The organism is Serratia sp. CY33802, assembly GCF_052169095.1.
GTDB classification, from domain to species: Bacteria; Pseudomonadota; Gammaproteobacteria; order Enterobacterales; family Enterobacteriaceae; genus Serratia; species Serratia bockelmannii.
The window spans coordinates 1,012,745-1,030,395 of sequence record NZ_JBJNLL010000001.1; the positions used below are offsets into that span (position 1 = coordinate 1,012,745).

Genomic DNA, 17,651 nt, shown 5'->3' on the forward strand with positions numbered 1-17,651 from the left:
GAGGCTCTCATGAAACAACTTCCCGTGACCGTGCTTTCCGGCTTTCTCGGCGCCGGCAAGACCACGGTGCTGAACCACATCCTGAACAACCGGCAGGGCATGCGCGTGGCGGTGATCGTCAACGACATGAGCGAGGTGAATATCGACGCCGCGCTGGTGGAGAATGAAGTGCACCTCGATCGCCAGCAGGAAAAGCTGGTGGAGATGAGCAACGGCTGCATCTGCTGTACGCTGCGCGAAGACCTGCTGGTGTCGGTGCGCGAGCTGGCGCAGGACGGGCGCTTCGATTATCTGCTGATCGAATCGAGCGGCATCTCCGAACCGCTGCCGGTGGCGGAAACCTTTACTTTCGAGGATGAAGAAGGGGAAAGCCTGTCGCAGTTCGCCCGGCTGGATACCCTGGTGACGGTGGTCGACGGGGTGAATTTCATCCAGCAATATCAGCAGGCGCAAAGCCTGCAGGAGGCCGGTCAAAGCCTGGGCGAGGACGATCTGCGCAGCGTGGCGGACCTGTTGATTGAGCAGATCGAATTCTGCGACGTGATCCTGATCAGCAAAACCGATCTATTGACGCCAACCCAGCAGGGCGAAGTGATGGCGCTGCTGGCCAGCCTGAACCCCGACGCCCGCATTGTGCCGATCGCGCCGGGCAAACTGCCGCTGGAGGTAGTGCTGAATACTGGCAGCTTCAGCTTTGAAAAGGCTCAGCAGGCACCCGGCTGGCTGAAAGAGCTGCGTGGCGAACACGTGCCGGAAACGGAAAGCTACGGCATCAGTAGCTTTGTCTATCAGGCGCGGCGGCCGTTTGCGCCAGACAAGTTCTACCGCGTGATCAACGGTGACTGGGGAGGCGGCAAGCTGCTGCGGTCGAAGGGCTTCTTCTGGCTGGCGACGCGGCCGCGGCAGGCCGGGCAGTGGAGCCAGGCGGGCGGCATCGCCCATTATGGCCTCGCGGGCACCTTTTGGCGCGCCATCCCGCAAGATAACTGGCCACAGGATCCCGAAACGCGGGCGCATATTCAGGAGAAATGGGTGGAACCGTTCGGCGACATGCGCCAGGAGCTAGTGTTTATCGGCCAGCATTTGCAGCAGGCGACGATCGTGCGTCTGCTGGACGACTGCCTGTTGAGCGACGATGAAATGGCCGCCGGCGTGGACTATTGGCTGGACATGGCAGACCCGTTCCCTGAGTGGTAATTGCGCAATCTTCGTGTGGAAATGAGAAAAATTCTCAACAAAGTGCTTTACAGACGATACTGATAACTATTATCATCGCCTGGCAGTTCACGGAAGGCCACAGTTTGCGGCTCTGATGTGGAAGGCACGACATTGCTCACATTGCTTCCAGTGTTTTTTAAGCCAGCTCGGGTGCTGGCTTTTTTTTTGCCTGTTATTCCTCGTCCGCTTCGCCGTTTTGCAGCAGCGCATGCTTTTTCAGCATACCGCGCAGCTGATGATAGGTGAGCCCCAGCAGCTGCGCCGCCTTGCGCTGATTGAACCGCCCCTGCTGCAGCGCCGCCTCGATCAATGCCTTCTCCTGCTCCAGCTGCCAGAGTTTCAAATCCAACGGCAACGGCGGTAACGCGCCGGCGTCTTCAGGAATGGGCGCGACCGGCGTGGCCTCGCGTGGCGCAAACGGGTTGATGACGATCTCATCCAGCGGGCTGTCGCTGTCGCCGTGGCGATAGACCGAACGCTCCACCACGTTTTTCAGTTCGCGCACGTTGCCCGGCCAGCCATACTCGAGCAACGTTTGCCTGGCACGTTCGGTAAAGCCGGGAAACAGCGGCAGCGCCAGCTCGCGGCACATTTGAATGGCGAAATGCTCGGCCAACAGCATGATATCGGGCCGCCGTTGGCGCAGTGGCGGCAGTTGCACCACGTCGAACGCCAGCCGATCTAGCAGATCGGCGCGGAACTTGCCCGCCGCCGCCAGCGCCGGCAGATCGTCGTTGGTGGCGCACACCAGGCGCACATCCACCCGCAGCGGCTGGCTGCCGCCCACGCGCTCCAACTGACCGTATTCGATCACCCGCAGCAATTTCTCCTGCACCAGCATCGGTGCGGTTGCCAGCTCATCGAGGAACAGCGTACCGCCGTCGGCGCGTTCGAAGCGGCCCAGATGGCGCTTTTGGGCGCCGGTAAACGCGCCGGCCTCGTGGCCGAACAGTTCGGAATCCAGCAGGTTTTCATTCAGCGCCGCGCAGTTAAGCGAGATGAACGGCCCTTGCCAACGGTTGGAGAGGTAGTGCAGACGGTGGGCGATCAACTCCTTGCCGGTGCCGCGTTCGCCGATCACCAGCACCGGCTTGTTCAGCTTTGCCACCTGGGAGACTTGCTCCAAGACTTCGACAAAGGCGTTTGCTTCGCCCAACAAATTCTCTGGCTGTTCGTTCATGATGAAATTCGCCAATGTTTGGTGAAAATAATCACTCTACAGCAAGCGCGCAGAGAGTCAAAAATAAAGAGTTGTTGTTTTTCAATAATTTAAAAGTTGGCACGGGTTTTGATTATCTCTTTGGGCAAGCTGTACGACTTAACGCGGCGCTTCAGACGCCATCAGAACCAAGAGGAAGTGAATTATGGGTATTTTTTCTCGTTTTGCCGACATCGTGAACGCCAACATCAACACCCTGCTGGACAAGGCGGAAGATCCGCAGAAGCTGGTGCGGTTGATGATCCAAGAGATGGAAGACACGCTGGTTGAAGTTCGCTCTACGTCGGCGCGTGCGCTGGCGGAGAAAAAGCAGCTGCTGCGTCGCATCGAGCAGGGTGAAAACCAGGTCAGTGACTGGCAGGAAAAAGCCGAACTGGCGCTGCGCAAAGATAAAGAAGACTTGGCCCGTGCGGCGCTGATCGAAAAACAAAAAGTGGCCGATCTGATCGCTACGCTGACGCAGGAAGTGGCGACCGTAGAAGAAACGCTGGCGCGCATGAAGAGCGAAATCGGCGAGCTGGAAAACAAACTGACCGAAACCCGTGCGCGGCAGCAGGCGTTGGCGCTGCGTCATCAGGCCGCATCTTCTTCTCGTGACGTGCGCCGCCAGCTCGACAGCGGCAAGCTGGATGAGGCGATGGCGCGTTTCGAACAGTTCGAACGTCGCATCGACCATATGGAAGCCGAAGCGGAAAGCATCAGCATTGGTAAAAAGAAGTCGCTGGACCAGGAGTTTGCCGAGCTGAAAGCCGACGACGCCATCAGTGAGCAGCTGGCGGCGCTGAAAGCCAAAATGAACCGCTCCGAGTAAGGCGAGCCGCGGCCACACGCCGGAGGTGGCCGCCTATCCAGGATCCGATAAGAAGGAACAACAATGAGTGCTTTATTACTTGCCATTCCGCTGACAATTTTCGTGCTGTTTGTCGCGCCGATTTGGCTTTGGCTGCATTACAGCAATCGGCAACAGACCGGCATCCAGCTGAGTCAGCAAGAAATGCAGCGCCTGGCGCAGCTGGCGGAAGATGCCAAACGCATGCGTGAACGCATTCAGGCGCTGGAAGAGATCCTCGATGCGGAACACCCGAACTGGAGACAGTCCTGATGAGCACGACGCTGGGCAGTAAAAAGCTTTATCGCGTTCCCGAAGAAGGCATGGTGAAAGGCGTCTGCGCCGGTTTGGCGCACTATTTCGACGTACCGGTGCGACTGATCCGCGTGATGGTGGTGCTGTCGCTGTTCTTCGGGCTGTTCTTCTTCACGCTGGTGGCCTATATCGCGCTGGTGTTCGTGTTGGATGAAGCGCCGGCCAGCCGTTTCGAAGGCGAGCATCAGAAGACGCCGCGCCAGCTGCTCGATCAGCTGGAGTATGAGTTGGGCAGCGGCGAGCAGCAGCTGCGTCAGGTCGAGCGCTACGTGACGTCCGATACCTTCGGCGTACAGAGCCGTTTCCGCAAGCTGTAACCCTTCTTGCGATACCCGGCCTGCGCAGGCCGGGTATCTTCGCCGCCGTTATCCCGTTGAATGTAACCTTAATCTCTTGTGCCGGAGGGCATTGTCATGAATAAAATCGATGTTGCAAACACCGCCAGAACGGGTGGATTTAAACGAGGAGCGGCGGCAATGTTGAAGACATTGGCTAAAGTCATCATCATAGCGTTATTGAACTATGGCCCGGCGGGCGCCGCCGGCTGGCTGCTGAAAACCGTCGGCCGTAAACCGGTGCGCGTCGTGCTGGCACTGGTGCTGGAACCGCTGTTCCGTAAAGGCCTGAACAAGGCATTCGGGCGTTACGTCAAGGAGAGCAATGAAACGACTGCAAAATGAGTTAACCTCGCTGGTCAACCGCGGAATGGATCGCCATCTGCGCCTGGCGGTGACCGGCCTGAGCCGCAGCGGCAAAACCGCCTTTATCACCGCCTTCGTCAACCAACTGCTGCATGTGCACAGCGGCGCGCGCATGCCGCTGTTTTCACCGGTGCGCGAAGAGCGCCTGCTGGGCGTCAAACGCATCCCGCAACGCGATCTCGGCATCCAGCGTTTCACCTATGACGAAGGGCTGGCGCAGCTGTACGGCACGCCGCCGGCCTGGCCGACGCCGACGCGCGGCGTCAGCGAAATCCGGCTGGCGCTGCGTTACCGCTCCAACGACTCGCTGCTGCGGCACTTCAAAGACACTTCCACGCTGTACCTGGAGATCGTCGATTATCCGGGCGAATGGTTGCTGGATCTGCCGATGCTCGAACAGGATTACCTGGCCTGGTCGCGCCAGATGACCGGGCTGCTGCAGGGCGAACGCGCCGAATGGGCCAAGCCCTGGCTTGAACTGTGCAAGGCCTGCGATCCGCTGGCTCCGGCCGACGAAAACCGGCTGGCGGCGATCGCCCAGGCCTACACCGATTATCTGTTGCGCTGCAAAAGCGAAGGGCTGCACTTCATTCAGCCAGGCCGTTTCGTGCTGCCGGGTGACATGGCCGGCGCGCCGGCGCTGCAGTTTTTCCCGTGGCCCGACGTGGCCGCGATCGGCGAATCGAAGCTGGCGCAGGCCGACAAACACACCAACATCGGCATGTTGCGCGCTCGCTTCAACTATTACTGCCAGTCGATCGTCAAAAACTTCTACAAAGAACACTTCGTTCGTTTCGATCGGCAAATCGTGCTGGTTGACTGCCTGCAGCCGCTCAACAGCGGCCCGCAGGCGTTCAACGACATGCGCCTGGCGCTGACCCAACTGATGCAGAGCTTCCATTACGGCAAGCGCACGCTGTTTCGCCGCTTGTTCTCGCCGACCATCGACAAACTGATGTTCGCCGCCACCAAGGCGGACCATATCACCGCCGATCAGCACGCCAATCTGGTGTCATTGCTGCAGCAGCTGGTGCAAGAGGCGTGGCAGAACGCGGCGTTCGAGGGCATTAGCATGGATTGCGTCGGCCTGGCCTCGGTGCAGGCGACCGAGAGCGGCATCGTCGATCACCAGGGGCAACGCATTCCGGCATTGAAGGGCAACCGCCTGAGCGACGGCGCACCGCTGACGGTGTTCCCCGGCGAAGTGCCCGCCCGCCTGCCGGGACCGGCGTTCTGGCAGAACCAGGGGTTCCACTTCGATGAGTTTCGTCCGCGCGCCATGAGCGTGGACAGCCCGTTGCCGCACATCCGCCTGGATGCGGTGATGGAGTTTTTATTGGGAGACAAATTGCGATGAGCGAGCCGATCAAACCGCGTATCGATTTTGACGAGCCGCTGCAGCCGCCGCAGGAGCCGGCGTTGCGCGCCGGCGTCGCTTTCGATGCCGAACAGGCAGAAAGCTTTTTCCCGGCGGCGCCGGAACTGCAGCAGGAAGAGGAAGAAGGGCGCGCCGAAGGCATCATCAACGCCGCGCTGAAACCTAAACGCAGCCTGTGGCGCAAAATGGTCACTGCCGGGCTGGCGCTGTTCGGCGTCAGCGTGGTGGCGCAGGGCGTGCAGTGGGTGCATACCGCTTGGGTGCAACAGGACTGGATCGCCATGGGCGGCGGCGTGGCCGGCGGCCTGATCGTGTTCGCCGGCGTCGGTTCGGTGGTCACCGAATGGCGGCGTTTGTATCGGCTGCGCCAGCGCGCGGAAGAGCGCGACGTGGCGCGCGAGCTGTTGCACAGCCACGGGCTGGGGCAAGGGCGCGAATTCTGCGAGAAGCTGGCGCGTCAGGCCGGGCTGGATCAGGGGCATCCGGCGTTGCAGCGCTGGCAGGCCTCGTTGCATGAAACCCAAAATGACCGTGAAGTGGTGGAGCTGTACACCAAGCTGGTACAGCCAGTGCTCGACAACCAGGCGCGGCGCGAAATCAGCCGCTCCGCCGCCGAATCGACGCTGATGATTGCCGTCAGCCCGTTGGCGCTGGTGGATATGGCGTTTATCGCCTGGCGCAACATCCGTTTGATTAACCGCATCGCGGCGCTGTACGGCATCGAACTGGGTTACTTCAGCCGCATTCGTCTGTTCCGGCTGGTGCTGCTCAACATCGCCTTCGCCGGCGCCTCTGAACTGGTGCGTGAAGTGGGCATGGACTGGATGTCGCAGGATCTGGCGGCGCGGCTGTCGGCGCGCGCGGCGCAGGGCATCGGCGCGGGGTTGTTGACCGCGCGGTTGGGCATCAAGGCGATGGAGCTGTGTCGCCCGCTGCCGTGGCTGGAAGGGGAAAAACCGAAGCTTGGCGATTTCCGCAGCCAGCTGATCGGCCAGTTGAAAGACACGCTGAAAAAGAGCGACGGCAAGGCCAAATAACCCCGCGACGGCGCTCCCAGGAGCGCCGTTTTCTCAACGGCACCGACGCCGGACGTAATCGAGACTTGACGACAGTCGATCCCCCTGTGATTGCGTGATAAATCTCTGCAAAATTAATTCTGGTTGTGATAACTCTCTGTTTGTAGGCTAAAATGACGCCGATACTGTTATCCGCTTGCGTTTAAAATCAGCAACCACGGCAATAAATCAGAGTTCTGTCAACTTTTGCTGACAGATCGCTTCTACCGCCCGGTGCGAGGGAGTATCATCATCGTCAACGATCCCCGCACCTGCAGAGATAAGGCCAACACTGATGCGTTTGGAAGTATTTTGCGAAGACCGCCTCGGTCTCACTCGAGAATTACTCGATCTTTTGGTATCGCGCAGCATTGACTTACGTGGCATCGAAATCGATCCCATCGGCCGCATTTACCTCAATTTCTCCCAGCTGGATTTCGATACTTTCCGCGCGCTGATGGCGGAGATCCGCCGCATCGCCGGCGTGACAGACGTGCGCACCGTCAGCTTTATGCCTTCCGAACGCGAACATCGCGCGCTGCGTGCGCTGCTGGAATCGATGCCGGAACCGGTGTTCTCTATCGACATGAAGGGCAAGGTCGAGCTGGCCAACCCGGCGGCGCAGGCGCTGTTCAGCCTGAACGAAGACAAGATCCGCAACCAGACCGCCGGGGCGCTGATCGGCGGCTATAACTTCAGCCGTTGGCTGGAGAGCGAGCATACGGCGCCGCACGCCGAGCGGGTGGTGATCCGCAGCCAGGACTTCCTGATGGACATCACGCCCATCTATCTGGAAGACGAACAGCAGCAGGCGGCCGCGGTCGGCGCGGTGGTGATGCTGAAGTCCACCGCGCGCATGGGCCGCCAGTTGCAAAATCTATCGGTGAACGACGATACCGAATTCGACCACATCGTGGCGGTGAGCGCCAAGATGCGTCACGTGCTGGAGCAGGCGCGCAAGCTGGCGATGCTCGATGCGCCGCTGCTGATCGTCGGCGATACCGGTACCGGCAAGGATATTCTGGCCCGCGCCTGCCATTTGCGCAGCCCGCGTGGCAAACAGCCGTTCCTGGCGCTGAACTGCGCCGCGCTGCCGGATGACGTGGTGGAGAGCGAACTGTTCGGCCATGCGCCGGGCGCTTATCCCAACGCGCTGGAAGGCAAGAAGGGCTTCTTCGAGCAGGCCAACGGCGGTTCGGTGCTGCTGGATGAGATCGGCGAAATGTCGCCGCGTATGCAGACCAAGCTGCTGCGTTTCCTCAACGACGGCACGTTCCGCCGCGTTGGCGAAGAGCATGAGGTGCACGTCGACGTGCGCGTGATCTGCGCCACCCAGAAAAACCTTACCGAGCTGGTGCAGCGCGGCGAATTCCGCGAAGATCTCTATTATCGCCTCAACGTACTGACCATCACCATCCCGCCGCTGCGCGAACGTCCGCAGGACATCATGCCGTTGACCGAGCTGTTCGTGGCGCGCTTCGCCGATGAGCAGGGGGTGGCGCGGCCCAAGCTGGCGAACGATCTGGGCGGCTTCCTCAGCAAGTACGGCTGGCCGGGCAACGTGCGTCAGCTGAAAAACGCTATCTACCGCGCGCTGACGCAAACCGAAGGCTACGAACTGCGGCCACAGGATATCGTGTTGCCGGAGTTTGAGGTGGAGATGTCGCTGGGCGACGAGGTGCTGGACGGTTCGCTGGACGACATCAGCAAGCGTTTCGAACGCTCGGTGCTGACGCGCCTGTATCGCACCTATCCCAGCACCCGCAAGCTGGCGAAGCGGCTGGGCGTTTCCCATACCGCCATCGCCAACAAGCTGCGCGAGTATGGCCTGAGCAGCCGCAAAGGCGGCGCTGAGGGCGAAGAATAAGAAAGGCGCCTTGCGGCGCCTTTAATGGGTATCCAAAGCCGGCGTTCGCCGGCTTTGTTATTTCAGCGCAGCCAGCGCCGCGTCGTAGTCAGGCTCGGTGGTGATTTCGTTCACCAGCTCGCTGTACAGCACGTTGTCCTGGCCATCCAGCACCACGACCGCACGCGCGGTCAGGCCTGCCAACGGGCCTTCGGCGATTTCGACGCCGTACGCCTGCTTGAACTCGGCGCCGCGCAGGGTAGACAGGGTAACCACGTTGCTCAGGCCTTCCGCGCCGCAGAAGCGAGACTGCGCGAACGGCAGATCGGCGGAGATGCACAGCACCACGGTGTTATCCAGGCCGCTGGCCAGCTGGTTGAATTTACGCACCGACGTCGCGCAGACGCCGGTATCGATGCTTGGGAAGATGTTCAGGACTTTGCGTTTACCCGCGAAGCTGCTCAGCGTCACGTCTGACAGGTCTTTGGCAACCAGCGAGAAGGCCTTGGCCTGTTCGCCCTGCTGTGGCAGTTTGCCTGCTACGCTGACCGGATTGCCTTGAAAATGTACTGTCTGAGTCATTGCTAGATTCCTTTTACAGGTGTTTATACAAAGGGTATGAACCTGATGAAACGGCGCGCCGGCAACGGCATTTAACATCAGGTTCACACCCTGGCGCCAGTTTATGACAACCGGGGCGGATTGGATATCAAAGTTTGCTAAATAGTTGTATATATTAGGCTGTTCTATAAAACATCACCGGCGCATCAGCCTGGCTGAATGCGCAGTTTTCGCTCAGGAGCCGTTATGAGAGACATGCGTTTTTACCCGGAAGCCTGGCCGCTGCATACTGCCTTCGTGATTGCGCGCGGCAGCCGCACCGAAGCCCGGGTGGTGGTGGTCGAAATCGAACAGCAGGGCGTGCGCGGCACCGGTGAATGTACGCCGTACCCGCGTTACGGCGAGAGCGAGGAATCGGTGATGGCACAGCTGGCAGAGATGGCGCCGGCGATCGCACAAGGCATGACCCGCGAACAGCTGCTGGTGCAGATGCCGGCGGGCGCCGCCCGCAACGCGCTGGATTCGGCGCTGTGGGATCTGGAGTGCCGCCTGCACGGGCAGAGCCTGTGGCAGCGCAGCGGTGTGACGGCCCCGGCGCATATCCGTATGGCGCAGACCGTCAGCATCGGCACGCCGGAAGCGATGGCCTTCGCCGCGCGTGAACTGGAGCAGCAGGGCGCCACGCTGCTGAAGATCAAACTCGACGATCACTATATCAGCGAACGATTGGTAGCGATCCGCGCCGCGGTACCGCAGGCGACGCTCATCGTCGACGCCAATGAGTCCTGGCAGGCGGAAGGGCTGGCGGCGCGCTGCCAGCTACTGGCCGATCTCGGCGTGGCGATGCTGGAGCAGCCGCTGCCGGCCGGTGACGACGCTGCGTTGGAGCACTTTATCCATCCGCTGCCGATCTGCGCCGATGAGAGCTGCCACACCCGTGCCGATCTGCCGCGGCTGGCGCAACGCTATCAGATGGTCAATATCAAACTGGACAAAACCGGCGGCTTGACCGAGGCGCTGGCGCTGGCGCAGGCCGCGCGCGAACAAGGGTTCGCCATCATGCTCGGCTGCATGTTGTGCACGTCACGGGCGATATCCGCCGCCTTGCCGCTGGCGCCGGCGGCGCGCTTCGTCGATCTGGACGGCCCGACCTGGCTGGCGCGGGACGTCGAACCGGGTCTGGCGTTCGAATGCGGGGCGATCGTCGATATCGCCCCGTAGGGATTAATTCGGGTAGGTCAGCAGCTCGATCATCGCGTCGATGTAGCGCTCGCTGGCGGCATCGGCGGAGATCGGCGGGAATTCGGCGGTGATGCACGGTAGCGACAGATCTGCGCACCAGCTGCCGAACGAACCGGGCGTTTCATAGCCGACGCTGGTCACCAGCGGCAGTTCGAACTTGTGCGACAGCCAAACGCCGAGCCGCGAGCTGGCGGGATCTTCGATGCAGGCCAGCGGTTCGTGGAACGACACCACCCAGTGCGGCTTCAGACGATGGATCAGATGACACAGCGCCTGGGTTTCCGGTTCGGAACCGGGGCGCCCACCGGTGGAGAGCTTGACGTCGCGCACCGGCGCCGCGCTGTTCCAGCGGTAGACGGTATCGCCGGAGCGCCAGTTGGCGGCCGGGAAGTTGCGATTCAGATCGACGCCGTTGGCATTGGCGCGCAGCCCCAGCTGACAGCCGTCGGGGTTGACCGCCAGCACCACGTGGTGACGCAGTCGTTCGGGGGCGATGCTGCGCAGCGCGCAAGACAGGGTCACGATGGCGGCGCTCTCATCGCCGTGGGTGCCGGCGATGATAAGCCCGGTCTCCGGGCCGCTGATCGCCGCCGGGAAATAGAGCAGCGGCGCGCCCAGCAGCGAGCTGCCGTAGTTCTCTCCTGCGATGGCCAACTGGCCACGTTCACTGCGTGGTCGATGTTCGGTCATGGTGTTGTCCCTGGATTAAAGGTCGAGAGTCATTGTCATTTTATTCAGTGTATTACGCTTTGAGGCATCTTTCCCATCGCAATTGTGCGACGTTTGCGCAATCTGTGACGCCGCGGCGGTGAAAACGCCAATTAAACCGCACCTGGCCTGACGCTGTTGTTATACTAACGGCAGAGCTAAGCCAATCACCCGCAAGAGGATTTAACATGCCAGTAGCCAGAATCATCGCCAGCTATAGCGAAAATGAAAATGACACCATCACGCTGCTGTGCGGCGTGGATGCTGAAAACCAGATCCGTCAGGGGGAATGGTTCGGCGTGGTGAAAAATGACGACGGGCGCGGGGACGAATCGAACTATCCGTTCACCCTGCATATCGATTACCAAAAAAATGTCTTCTACCTCGACTACGGCTACGACGACGCCGACGCGCGCCAGCTGCAAAAAACCGATATCTCGGCCCGTCCGCTGGCCGAGAAAGGCTTTTTCACCGTGTTCGATGAAGAAGAGGGTGAAGAGTTCAGCTACCGCATCAACAGCATCCACCTGTACGACTGACGGTCGCCGCTGCAAACACCGCCCGTGCCGCCCTGCGCCGCACGGGTTTTTTATTGCCTGAATCGCACTTTTTGCAACTTCTCGGCCGTGAGCGCTAGGCCGGACGGATCTTGTGCTATATGATAAAAAATTCAGAGGGTTAACGGGGGTAAATCATAATGACGGGAAGAAAAATGCAACGGGGTTTTCGTTTGGCGCTTTGCGCGGCGGCGATCGGCGCCTGTATGAGCAGCGCTATGGCGGCGCAGGTTCCCCCGGGCACCGCGTTGGCGGCCAAACAGGAAATCGTGCGCCACATTAAAGACGAACCGGCCTCGCTCGATCCGATTAAAGCGGTAGGCCTGCCGGAGGCCCAGCTGGCGCGCGACCTGTTCGAAGGGCTGGTCAATCAGGACGCCAATGGGAAAGTGATCCCCGGCGTCGCCACGCGCTGGCAGACCAGCGATAACCAGACTTATATTTTCCATCTGCGCAAAGATGCGCGGTGGTCAAACGGTGACCCTGTCACGGCAAAAGACTTCGTCTACAGCTGGCAGCGGCTGGTCGAACCGAAGAACCTGTCGCCGTTTGCCTGGTTCGCGCAGTTAGCGGGGATCCAGAACGCCGAGCAGATCATCAGCGGCAAACTGCCGGCCGATCGCTTGGGCGTGTCGGCGCCGGACGACTATACGCTTAAAGTACAGCTGGACAAGCCGGTGCCGTACTTCGTCAGCCTGACGGCTAACTTCAGCCTGTTCCCGGTGAATAAGGCGGTGGTGGAAAAATACGGCAACGACTGGACCAAGGTCGGCAATCTGGTGGGCAACGGCGCGTTCAAACTGCAAGAGCGGGTGGTGAACGAGAAGCTGGTGCTGACGCCTAACGATCATTACTGGGATCATGCGCAAACCGTGCTGACCAAAGTGACCTTCGTGCCGATCAATCAGGAATCCAACGCCACCAAGCGTTACCTGGCGGGCGATATCGACATCACCGAATCCTTCCCGAAAAACATGTATCAGAAGCTGCTGAAAGATATTCCGGGGCAGGTGTACACGCCGGATCAGCTCGGCACCTATTACTACGCGTTCAACACCCAGCGCGCGCCGACCAACGACGTGCGGGTGCGCCAGGCCTTGTCCTACGCCATCGATCGCAAGATTATCGCGGAAAAAGTGCTGGGCACCGGCGAAAAACCGGCCTATCACTTCACGCCGGACGTGACTGCCGGGTTCAAACCGGAGGCGAGTTTGCTGCAACAGCAATCGCAGGCGGAGCTGGATGCGCAGGCCAAGGCGTTGTTGCAGGCGGCCGGTTACGGCCCGAACAACCCGCTGAAGCTGACGCTGTTGTATAACACCTCGGAAAGCCACCAGAAGATCGCCATCGCCGTGGCCTCAATGTGGAAGAAAAAGCTCGGCATTGACGTCAAGCTGCAAAACCAGGAGTGGAAAACCTATATCGACAGCCGTAATACCGGTAATTTCGACGTGATCCGCGCCTCCTGGGTAGGTGACTATAACGAGGCGTCGACCTTCCTGTCGCTGTTGACCTCTACCCACAGCGGCAACATTGCCAAGTTCAAGAACGCGGACTACGACAAGCTGCTGGCGCAGGCGGGGCGGGAAACCAACCCGGCGGCGGTGACCGCCGATTACAACAAGATGGAGCAAATCATTGCCGATCAGGCACCGATCGCGCCGATTTACCAGTACACCAACGGCCGCCTGATCAAACCGTGGGTAAAAGGCTACCCGATCACCAATCCGGAAGACGTGGCCTATAGCCAAACGATGTATATTATCAAACACTGATTGGGCTTATTTTTCACCCCCGCATAACGCGGGGGATTTATTTTTATTGACGGTTAAATGAAGAAGGTAATTAATTTATCCACGCGATAAACCCCGTTTAATAATAAACAGGGTTGCCATCATCACATTATTTTTTTGCTATTTCAGAGAGCGGTTACGCTTATAGACAGTCCCGCATGGCATCCACCACCACACGGCCGCTCATGTCGGTTTGGGTGATGCGATAGCTGGTGGGATAAGAGCGGCGAGTGCTGAAACGATCGTGGACGGAGACCTTGCCAATCTGCAGGCCAGCGGCGTTTTTTACCACGAATTCACTGATCTCTTCCTGCCCCTGGTTTTGCAAATGGATATTGCTGATTTTTTCCAGCGTATCGCTGGCGTTTATTTTTAAATGGTCGCGTAACATAACTACCTCCTCGTAGTGAGAAAAGTATATGCCCCTAAAATTTGCGCTGAAACAGCTTTATGTTGATTTATTATTATCATTTTGAATTAAAAGTGATAGTAATATGTTAAGTCATAATAATAACGGCATTACCAGTGCTTTATCGGCGATATTGCCCGATTTATCGGCAATGGTTTATTTCATTACCGTTATTATTAGTCTGCATTAATCGGGAAAAGCGCCTGCCTGGCCGCCGGGGCGGGAAAGACGCAGGCGACGTTGTGCCCGCAGCCGGGAACGATCGTTAACCGATGCGGCTTCTTCGGCGCCAGGTAACGCCGGTCATAGTCGGCATAGGCCAGGGCGCGCTGCAACCGGTAGGGGCCCTGCAGCTGGGCGGCGCAGGATTTGTCGAGTATCCGATAGTAGGCGCCCGGCGCGGTGCCGGTATCCTCGGCGGCAGCCAGATAGGTGATATCGGCGGCGGCGTAACGCCGGCGCGCCGTGTCTGCGGGGCGCTGTAGATGAACGGGAAGCGCTTCCAGGCCGTATTTCCACTGGTTGGCCCGTGGACACTGGCCGGCGTCCAGCGTTTGCCAGCGGAAGCGGCAGGTTGTTTCACCGCCGCAGCCTCCCCAGCTTGTGGGCTGAGGGCGCAGGCGATCAAAGTAGAGCCAGCTGCCGGGATCGGCCACCACATAGCGCAAACGCACTCCGTTTGGCGGATGGGCAAAGCCGACATAGTGCTGCACGAACTGGGCGCCGGCGGAAAAACCGGCCACGGTGATCGACTGCAGCGATGGCCAGCGCCGTTTCAGATCGGCCAGCAGGTTATCCAGGGCGTTGAACGAACCGGTGTTCCCGCTATTATCCAAATCGCCTGCGATCCAGGAGCCGCAGCGCCACAGGGCATCGCCGTCTTGCGGTGACGGGAGCCCGGCGGAATGGCAATGAACGGCAAGTTTCTCCGGCACCTGGAACAGCGGGGCGACCAATAAGCCATTGTCTCCCGCTCCCTGCGCGGCATCGATCGCCGCTTGCAACGTCTTGGCGACATCGCGCGGGCGGCCGTGCATCACCACCAGTGCGGTGCGCGGCTGGCGGGAGTGAGCGTGAGCGACAAAATAAGGCAGTGAACCCGCCGCCGTCGGCGCGTGATAGGGCGTGGCGAGGCGTTCTAATACCGGCTCTGCACGAACCGATTGGCCGAACAGCAGCAGGGCGGCCATTGCGATGTAGCGCAGGCGGCGCATCCTCGTCAGGTTCGGCGCAGCGCAGTGCGCAGTTGTCTCAGGACTTCCCGGCATCGTTGTTCCTCACGCGCTCGTTGATAGTAGCGATAAAAGGCGCGTTCCGAACTGAGGTTACCCGCCAGCGCCAGTTGCCTGAAGATTAAGTATGTCAGACTGAGCATGATGATAATAAATATAAAGCCGGGGAACAGCAGCTGCCAGCCGTCGGTGATGCGCGCACCGGACATAAACACCAGCGACGGCGCGATAACCAGCACGCCAAGCTGCCGCAAGCCCCATTGCGCCAGCACAGGCATTAGCACCAACAGAGTGACGAATAGCAGGTATTTCAACAGATAGCGACAGGAAAGCAGCGAGCGTTTTAACGCACTGTTGGCGCGTCGTTGCAAAACGAAACCCTCGGACGTGGTGCGCAGGATCTGCTGTCGGCCGCCAGTAGGTCTGTAGCGCTCCAGTGCCGTTACGCCGTCCGGCAGTGCCAGCAATTGCTGCAACTCCGCCAGCCCGACGGTTTTGCTACCGATGTAATCCCTAAACAGTAAGAGCTGCATGCGCTCACTGTGGGGCTTCTCGACGGATTCGAGTAGCTTGAGCAGCTTGTCATGGTTTTCCCGCCGAATACGAAATGGTGTTTTAACAACGGCGATAAACAGGGTGATAACGGTCAAACTGACTTTGAGAATATCTGCGGCGCTGATCTCAAACATGGGGGCTTCCTGTCGTTGCGATGTGTTCCCTAAGGCCAGAAGTATAGAGCACGTTTTTCACCTGGCGTGAAAACTGGCGTTACAGCTTGGCCTTTGATCTCCAAGGCGTTAAGGCTAGACTCAGCAACATAAGTAAGACTGAGGGGATAAATGAATGGATGTGATTGAGGGGAGCGAGCTGCAGATCGCCGATGCGGTTTACGCCTACCAGATGGACGGCAAGGGCGGCGTCACGCCGATCGAGCAAGATGACAAGATCACCTGCGACGCGCCGTGCTGGCTGCATCTTGATTACGCGCACCCGGCCAGCGCCGAATGGCTGAGCACCACGCCGCTGCTGCCGGACTCGGTGCGCGAAGCGCTCTCCGGCGAAAGCTCTCGGCCACGCGTCAGCCGCCAGGGCGAAGGCACCATGATCACCCTGCGCAGCATCAACTTCAACGCCAACTCACGGCCGGACCAGTTGGTCACCATCCGTGTGTACATCACCGATAAACTGATTATCTCCACGCGGCACCGCAAGGTGTATTCCATCGATCAGGTGGTGAACGATTTGCAAAGCGGCGCCGGGCCGACCAACAGCGGCAACTGGCTGGTGGAGATTTCCGATGCATTGACCGATCACACCAGCGAATTCATTGAGGATCTGCACGACAAGATTATCGATCTGGAGGACGCCTTGCTGGAACAGCAGGTGCCGGAGCGTGGTCAGCTGGCGTTGATCCGTAAACAGCTTATCGTGCTGCGCCGTTACATGGCGCCGCAGCGTGACGTTTTCGCACGGCTGGCCAGCGACCGCCTGCCGTGGATGAGCGACGACGATCGCCGCCGCATGCAGGACATCGCCGATCGCCTGGGGCGCGGGTTGGACGATCTGGACGGCAGCATCGCGCGCACCGCTATCTTGTCCGACGAAATCACCACGGTGATGGCCGACGCGATGAACCGCCGCACTTACACCATGTCATTGTTAGCGATGGTCTTTTTACCTACCACCTTCCTGACCGGGCTGTTTGGCGTCAACCTTGGCGGCATACCGGGCGGCGGTAACCCCTTCGGTTTCGCGGCATTTTGCCTGATGTTGGTCGGGTTGGTGCTTGGCGTCGCCTGGTGGCTGAAGCGCAGCCGCTGGCTGTAGGTGAAAATGACGAAAACCCGGTTAACATTGAGCAAAATCAACATTTAGCCGGGGGAAATGGGGCATGATCTCTCTCGCAGGTGAATGCAACGTCAAGCGATGGGCGTTGCGCTCCATAATTGTCTTACTTTCTTATTTTTGAATTACTGCATAGCACATTTGATTCGTACAATGCCGGTTTAATCACCGGCATTTTTTTATTCGGCTTCCCTTCTTCTTCAGGCCGCGCTTTCATCCCAGAAGCTGGCTTCAATCTTGTGCCCATCCAAATCCCGGACAAAGCAGCCGTAGTAAGCCTCACCGTAATGCGGCCGCGAACCGGGCGCGCCTTCATCGACGGCACCGGCCAGCAGCGCCTGGCGATGGAATTCATCCACCTGTTGCTTACTGGTGGCGAAAAAACCGACGTGCGTACCGTTGCCGGGTGAGGCCGGGCGGCCGTCGATCGGCACCTGCAGCCAAAACTCCGGGTAGTCGCGGCCGTAACCGATGGCGCCGGGATGCTCCAGCACCCGTCGGCATCCCAAGGCGGCCAGCGCACGATCGTAAAAGGCGGCGGCGGCCTCGAAATCGTTGGAGCCCAGCGAGATGTGGGACAGGCAGGGGGTAATATTCATTGCGCGATCTCCATGTAACTGTATAAATAAACAGTATAGGGTAAAAACGGCACTGCCCAGTAAATTTTGCGCAAACTGTGAACAGGATCGAGATCGTCGAGAAAGGGAAATGTCGCCGCTCGCAGGATGGCAAGCGGCGAGGGG

General features: G+C 59.4%; 19 protein-coding genes. 12 read left to right on the forward strand and 7 right to left on the reverse strand.

Translation table 11 applies throughout. The annotated features are described in order from the left end of the window. Positions 1-9: 9 nt before the first annotated feature. On the forward strand, positions 10-1,197 hold the full coding sequence (zigA, locus tag ACJ8HA_RS04790) for a zinc metallochaperone GTPase ZigA (protein ID WP_049295713.1): 1,188 nt from the start codon (positions 10-12) through the stop codon (positions 1,195-1,197). A 193-nt stretch (positions 1,198-1,390) separates the two neighbouring features. On the opposite strand, the gene pspF is transcribed toward zigA, so the two are convergent. Beyond that, on the reverse strand, positions 1,391-2,398 hold the full coding sequence (gene pspF / locus ACJ8HA_RS04795) for a phage shock protein operon transcriptional activator (RefSeq protein ID WP_025303001.1): 1,008 nt from the start codon (positions 2,396-2,398) through the stop codon (positions 1,391-1,393). A gap of 184 nt (positions 2,399-2,582) precedes the next feature. Here pspF and pspA point away from each other — a divergent pair, with 184 nt between their 5' ends. The 7 genes from pspA (at position 2,583) to tyrR (ending at position 8,582) form a co-directional block, all read left to right on the forward strand. Beyond that, positions 2,583-3,248 carry a phage shock protein PspA gene (pspA, locus tag ACJ8HA_RS04800; protein WP_025303000.1) on the forward strand — a complete coding sequence of 222 codons (666 nt, stop codon included), beginning with the start codon at positions 2,583-2,585 and terminating at the stop codon, positions 3,246-3,248. Between the two features lie 63 nt (positions 3,249-3,311). Beyond that, positions 3,312-3,539 carry an envelope stress response membrane protein PspB gene (gene pspB, locus ACJ8HA_RS04805; protein WP_004930553.1) on the forward strand — a complete coding sequence of 76 codons (228 nt, stop codon included), beginning with the start codon at positions 3,312-3,314 and terminating at the stop codon, positions 3,537-3,539. Beyond that, entirely contained in the window at positions 3,539-3,898 is a 360-nt protein-coding gene (gene pspC / locus ACJ8HA_RS04810) for an envelope stress response membrane protein PspC (protein ID WP_004930552.1), read from the forward strand. Before pspB ends, pspC begins: the two co-directional genes overlap by 1 nt. A gap of 96 nt (positions 3,899-3,994) precedes the next feature. Beyond that, positions 3,995-4,261, forward strand: a complete 267-nt coding sequence (gene pspD, locus ACJ8HA_RS04815; RefSeq protein WP_025302999.1) for a phage shock protein PspD — start codon at positions 3,995-3,997, stop codon at positions 4,259-4,261. Then, complete coding sequence (locus ACJ8HA_RS04820; protein WP_025302998.1) at positions 4,242-5,639, forward strand: YcjX family protein; 1,398 nt, start codon at positions 4,242-4,244, stop codon at positions 5,637-5,639. Before pspD ends, ACJ8HA_RS04820 begins: the two co-directional genes overlap by 20 nt. Next, a complete protein-coding gene (locus tag ACJ8HA_RS04825) occupies positions 5,636-6,697 on the forward strand; it encodes a YcjF family protein (protein ID WP_151428572.1) in 1,062 nt (353 codons plus the stop codon). The genes ACJ8HA_RS04820 and ACJ8HA_RS04825 overlap by 4 nt, the downstream gene beginning before the upstream one ends. A 313-nt stretch (positions 6,698-7,010) precedes the next feature. Continuing rightward, the gene (tyrR, locus tag ACJ8HA_RS04830) at positions 7,011-8,582 is read left to right on the forward strand and encodes a transcriptional regulator TyrR (protein ID WP_025302997.1); all 1,572 of its coding nucleotides are present in this window, start codon (positions 7,011-7,013) and stop codon (positions 8,580-8,582) included. Between the two features lie 57 nt (positions 8,583-8,639). Here the strand turns inward: tyrR and tpx are convergent, their stop codons facing one another. Further along, positions 8,640-9,143: a thiol peroxidase gene (tpx, locus tag ACJ8HA_RS04835; protein ID WP_197812542.1), complete on the reverse strand. Its 504-nt coding sequence runs from the start codon at positions 9,141-9,143 to the stop codon at positions 8,640-8,642. A gap of 225 nt (positions 9,144-9,368) precedes the next feature. Here tpx and ycjG point away from each other — a divergent pair, with 225 nt between their 5' ends. Further along, the gene (gene ycjG / locus ACJ8HA_RS04840) at positions 9,369-10,343 is read left to right on the forward strand and encodes an L-Ala-D/L-Glu epimerase (RefSeq protein WP_043143636.1); all 975 of its coding nucleotides are present in this window, start codon (positions 9,369-9,371) and stop codon (positions 10,341-10,343) included. Positions 10,344-10,346: 3 nt separating this feature from the next. On the opposite strand, the gene mpaA is transcribed toward ycjG, so the two are convergent. Then, positions 10,347-11,054, reverse strand: a complete 708-nt coding sequence (mpaA, locus tag ACJ8HA_RS04845; protein ID WP_043143634.1) for a murein tripeptide amidase MpaA — start codon at positions 11,052-11,054, stop codon at positions 10,347-10,349. A gap of 206 nt (positions 11,055-11,260) precedes the next feature. On the opposite strand from mpaA, the gene ACJ8HA_RS04850 reads away from it, so the two are divergent. Together ACJ8HA_RS04850 and ACJ8HA_RS04855 are read left to right on the forward strand one after the other, a co-directional pair. Beyond that, positions 11,261-11,611: a hypothetical protein gene (locus tag ACJ8HA_RS04850; protein WP_197812544.1), complete on the forward strand. Its 351-nt coding sequence runs from the start codon at positions 11,261-11,263 to the stop codon at positions 11,609-11,611. A gap of 158 nt (positions 11,612-11,769) precedes the next feature. Beyond that, positions 11,770-13,404, forward strand: coding sequence for a peptide ABC transporter substrate-binding protein (locus tag ACJ8HA_RS04855; protein ID WP_049205471.1), 1,635 nt, complete (start codon positions 11,770-11,772; stop codon positions 13,402-13,404). 160 nt (positions 13,405-13,564) lie between these two features. Here the strand turns inward: ACJ8HA_RS04855 and ACJ8HA_RS04860 are convergent, their stop codons facing one another. From ACJ8HA_RS04860 to ACJ8HA_RS04870, 3 genes are all read right to left on the reverse strand, one after another. Then, positions 13,565-13,813: a hypothetical protein gene (locus ACJ8HA_RS04860; protein WP_004930507.1), complete on the reverse strand. Its 249-nt coding sequence runs from the start codon at positions 13,811-13,813 to the stop codon at positions 13,565-13,567. 194 nt (positions 13,814-14,007) lie between these two features. Beyond that, positions 14,008-15,099 carry a hypothetical protein gene (locus ACJ8HA_RS04865; RefSeq protein WP_197812546.1) on the reverse strand — a complete coding sequence of 364 codons (1,092 nt, stop codon included), beginning with the start codon at positions 15,097-15,099 and terminating at the stop codon, positions 14,008-14,010. Continuing rightward, complete coding sequence (locus ACJ8HA_RS04870) at positions 15,051-15,752, reverse strand: hypothetical protein (RefSeq protein ID WP_049207466.1); 702 nt, start codon at positions 15,750-15,752, stop codon at positions 15,051-15,053. The genes ACJ8HA_RS04865 and ACJ8HA_RS04870 overlap by 49 nt, the downstream gene beginning before the upstream one ends. A 154-nt stretch (positions 15,753-15,906) precedes the next feature. On the opposite strand from ACJ8HA_RS04870, the gene zntB reads away from it, so the two are divergent. Next, positions 15,907-16,890: a zinc transporter ZntB gene (gene zntB / locus ACJ8HA_RS04875; protein WP_197812548.1), complete on the forward strand. Its 984-nt coding sequence runs from the start codon at positions 15,907-15,909 to the stop codon at positions 16,888-16,890. A 218-nt stretch (positions 16,891-17,108) separates the two neighbouring features. On the opposite strand, the gene ACJ8HA_RS04880 is transcribed toward zntB, so the two are convergent. After that, the gene (locus tag ACJ8HA_RS04880) at positions 17,109-17,507 is read right to left on the reverse strand and encodes a VOC family protein (protein WP_025302989.1); all 399 of its coding nucleotides are present in this window, start codon (positions 17,505-17,507) and stop codon (positions 17,109-17,111) included. Positions 17,508-17,651 lie beyond the last annotated feature (144 nt).

Excerpts from the sequence above, each read along its gene's own strand:
- mpaA (WP_043143634.1), bottom strand. The coding sequence starts at position 11,054 with ATGACCGAACATCGACCACGCAGTGAACGTGGCCAGTTGGCCATCGCA.
- pspB (WP_004930553.1), top strand. The coding sequence starts at position 3,312 with ATGAGTGCTTTATTACTTGCCATTCCGCTGACAATTTTCGTGCTGTTT.
- ACJ8HA_RS04860 (WP_004930507.1), bottom strand. The coding sequence starts at position 13,813 with ATGTTACGCGACCATTTAAAAATAAACGCCAGCGATACGCTGGAAAAA.
- ACJ8HA_RS04825 (WP_151428572.1), top strand. The coding sequence starts at position 5,636 with ATGAGCGAGCCGATCAAACCGCGTATCGATTTTGACGAGCCGCTGCAG.
- zntB (WP_197812548.1), top strand. The coding sequence starts at position 15,907 with ATGGATGTGATTGAGGGGAGCGAGCTGCAGATCGCCGATGCGGTTTAC.
- pspC (WP_004930552.1), top strand. The coding sequence starts at position 3,539 with ATGAGCACGACGCTGGGCAGTAAAAAGCTTTATCGCGTTCCCGAAGAA.
- ACJ8HA_RS04870 (WP_049207466.1), bottom strand. The coding sequence starts at position 15,752 with ATGTTTGAGATCAGCGCCGCAGATATTCTCAAAGTCAGTTTGACCGTT.
- pspF (WP_025303001.1), bottom strand. The coding sequence starts at position 2,398 with ATGAACGAACAGCCAGAGAATTTGTTGGGCGAAGCAAACGCCTTTGTC.
- tpx (WP_197812542.1), bottom strand. The coding sequence starts at position 9,143 with ATGACTCAGACAGTACATTTTCAAGGCAATCCGGTCAGCGTAGCAGGC.
- ACJ8HA_RS04855 (WP_049205471.1), top strand. The coding sequence starts at position 11,770 with ATGACGGGAAGAAAAATGCAACGGGGTTTTCGTTTGGCGCTTTGCGCG.
- ACJ8HA_RS04820 (WP_025302998.1), top strand. The coding sequence starts at position 4,242 with ATGAAACGACTGCAAAATGAGTTAACCTCGCTGGTCAACCGCGGAATG.
- ycjG (WP_043143636.1), top strand. The coding sequence starts at position 9,369 with ATGAGAGACATGCGTTTTTACCCGGAAGCCTGGCCGCTGCATACTGCC.
- zigA (WP_049295713.1), top strand. The coding sequence starts at position 10 with ATGAAACAACTTCCCGTGACCGTGCTTTCCGGCTTTCTCGGCGCCGGC.
- ACJ8HA_RS04850 (WP_197812544.1), top strand. The coding sequence starts at position 11,261 with ATGCCAGTAGCCAGAATCATCGCCAGCTATAGCGAAAATGAAAATGAC.
- pspA (WP_025303000.1), top strand. The coding sequence starts at position 2,583 with ATGGGTATTTTTTCTCGTTTTGCCGACATCGTGAACGCCAACATCAAC.
- pspD (WP_025302999.1), top strand. The coding sequence starts at position 3,995 with ATGAATAAAATCGATGTTGCAAACACCGCCAGAACGGGTGGATTTAAA.
- ACJ8HA_RS04880 (WP_025302989.1), bottom strand. The coding sequence starts at position 17,507 with ATGAATATTACCCCCTGCCTGTCCCACATCTCGCTGGGCTCCAACGAT.
- ACJ8HA_RS04865 (WP_197812546.1), bottom strand. The coding sequence starts at position 15,099 with ATGCCGGGAAGTCCTGAGACAACTGCGCACTGCGCTGCGCCGAACCTG.
- tyrR (WP_025302997.1), top strand. The coding sequence starts at position 7,011 with ATGCGTTTGGAAGTATTTTGCGAAGACCGCCTCGGTCTCACTCGAGAA.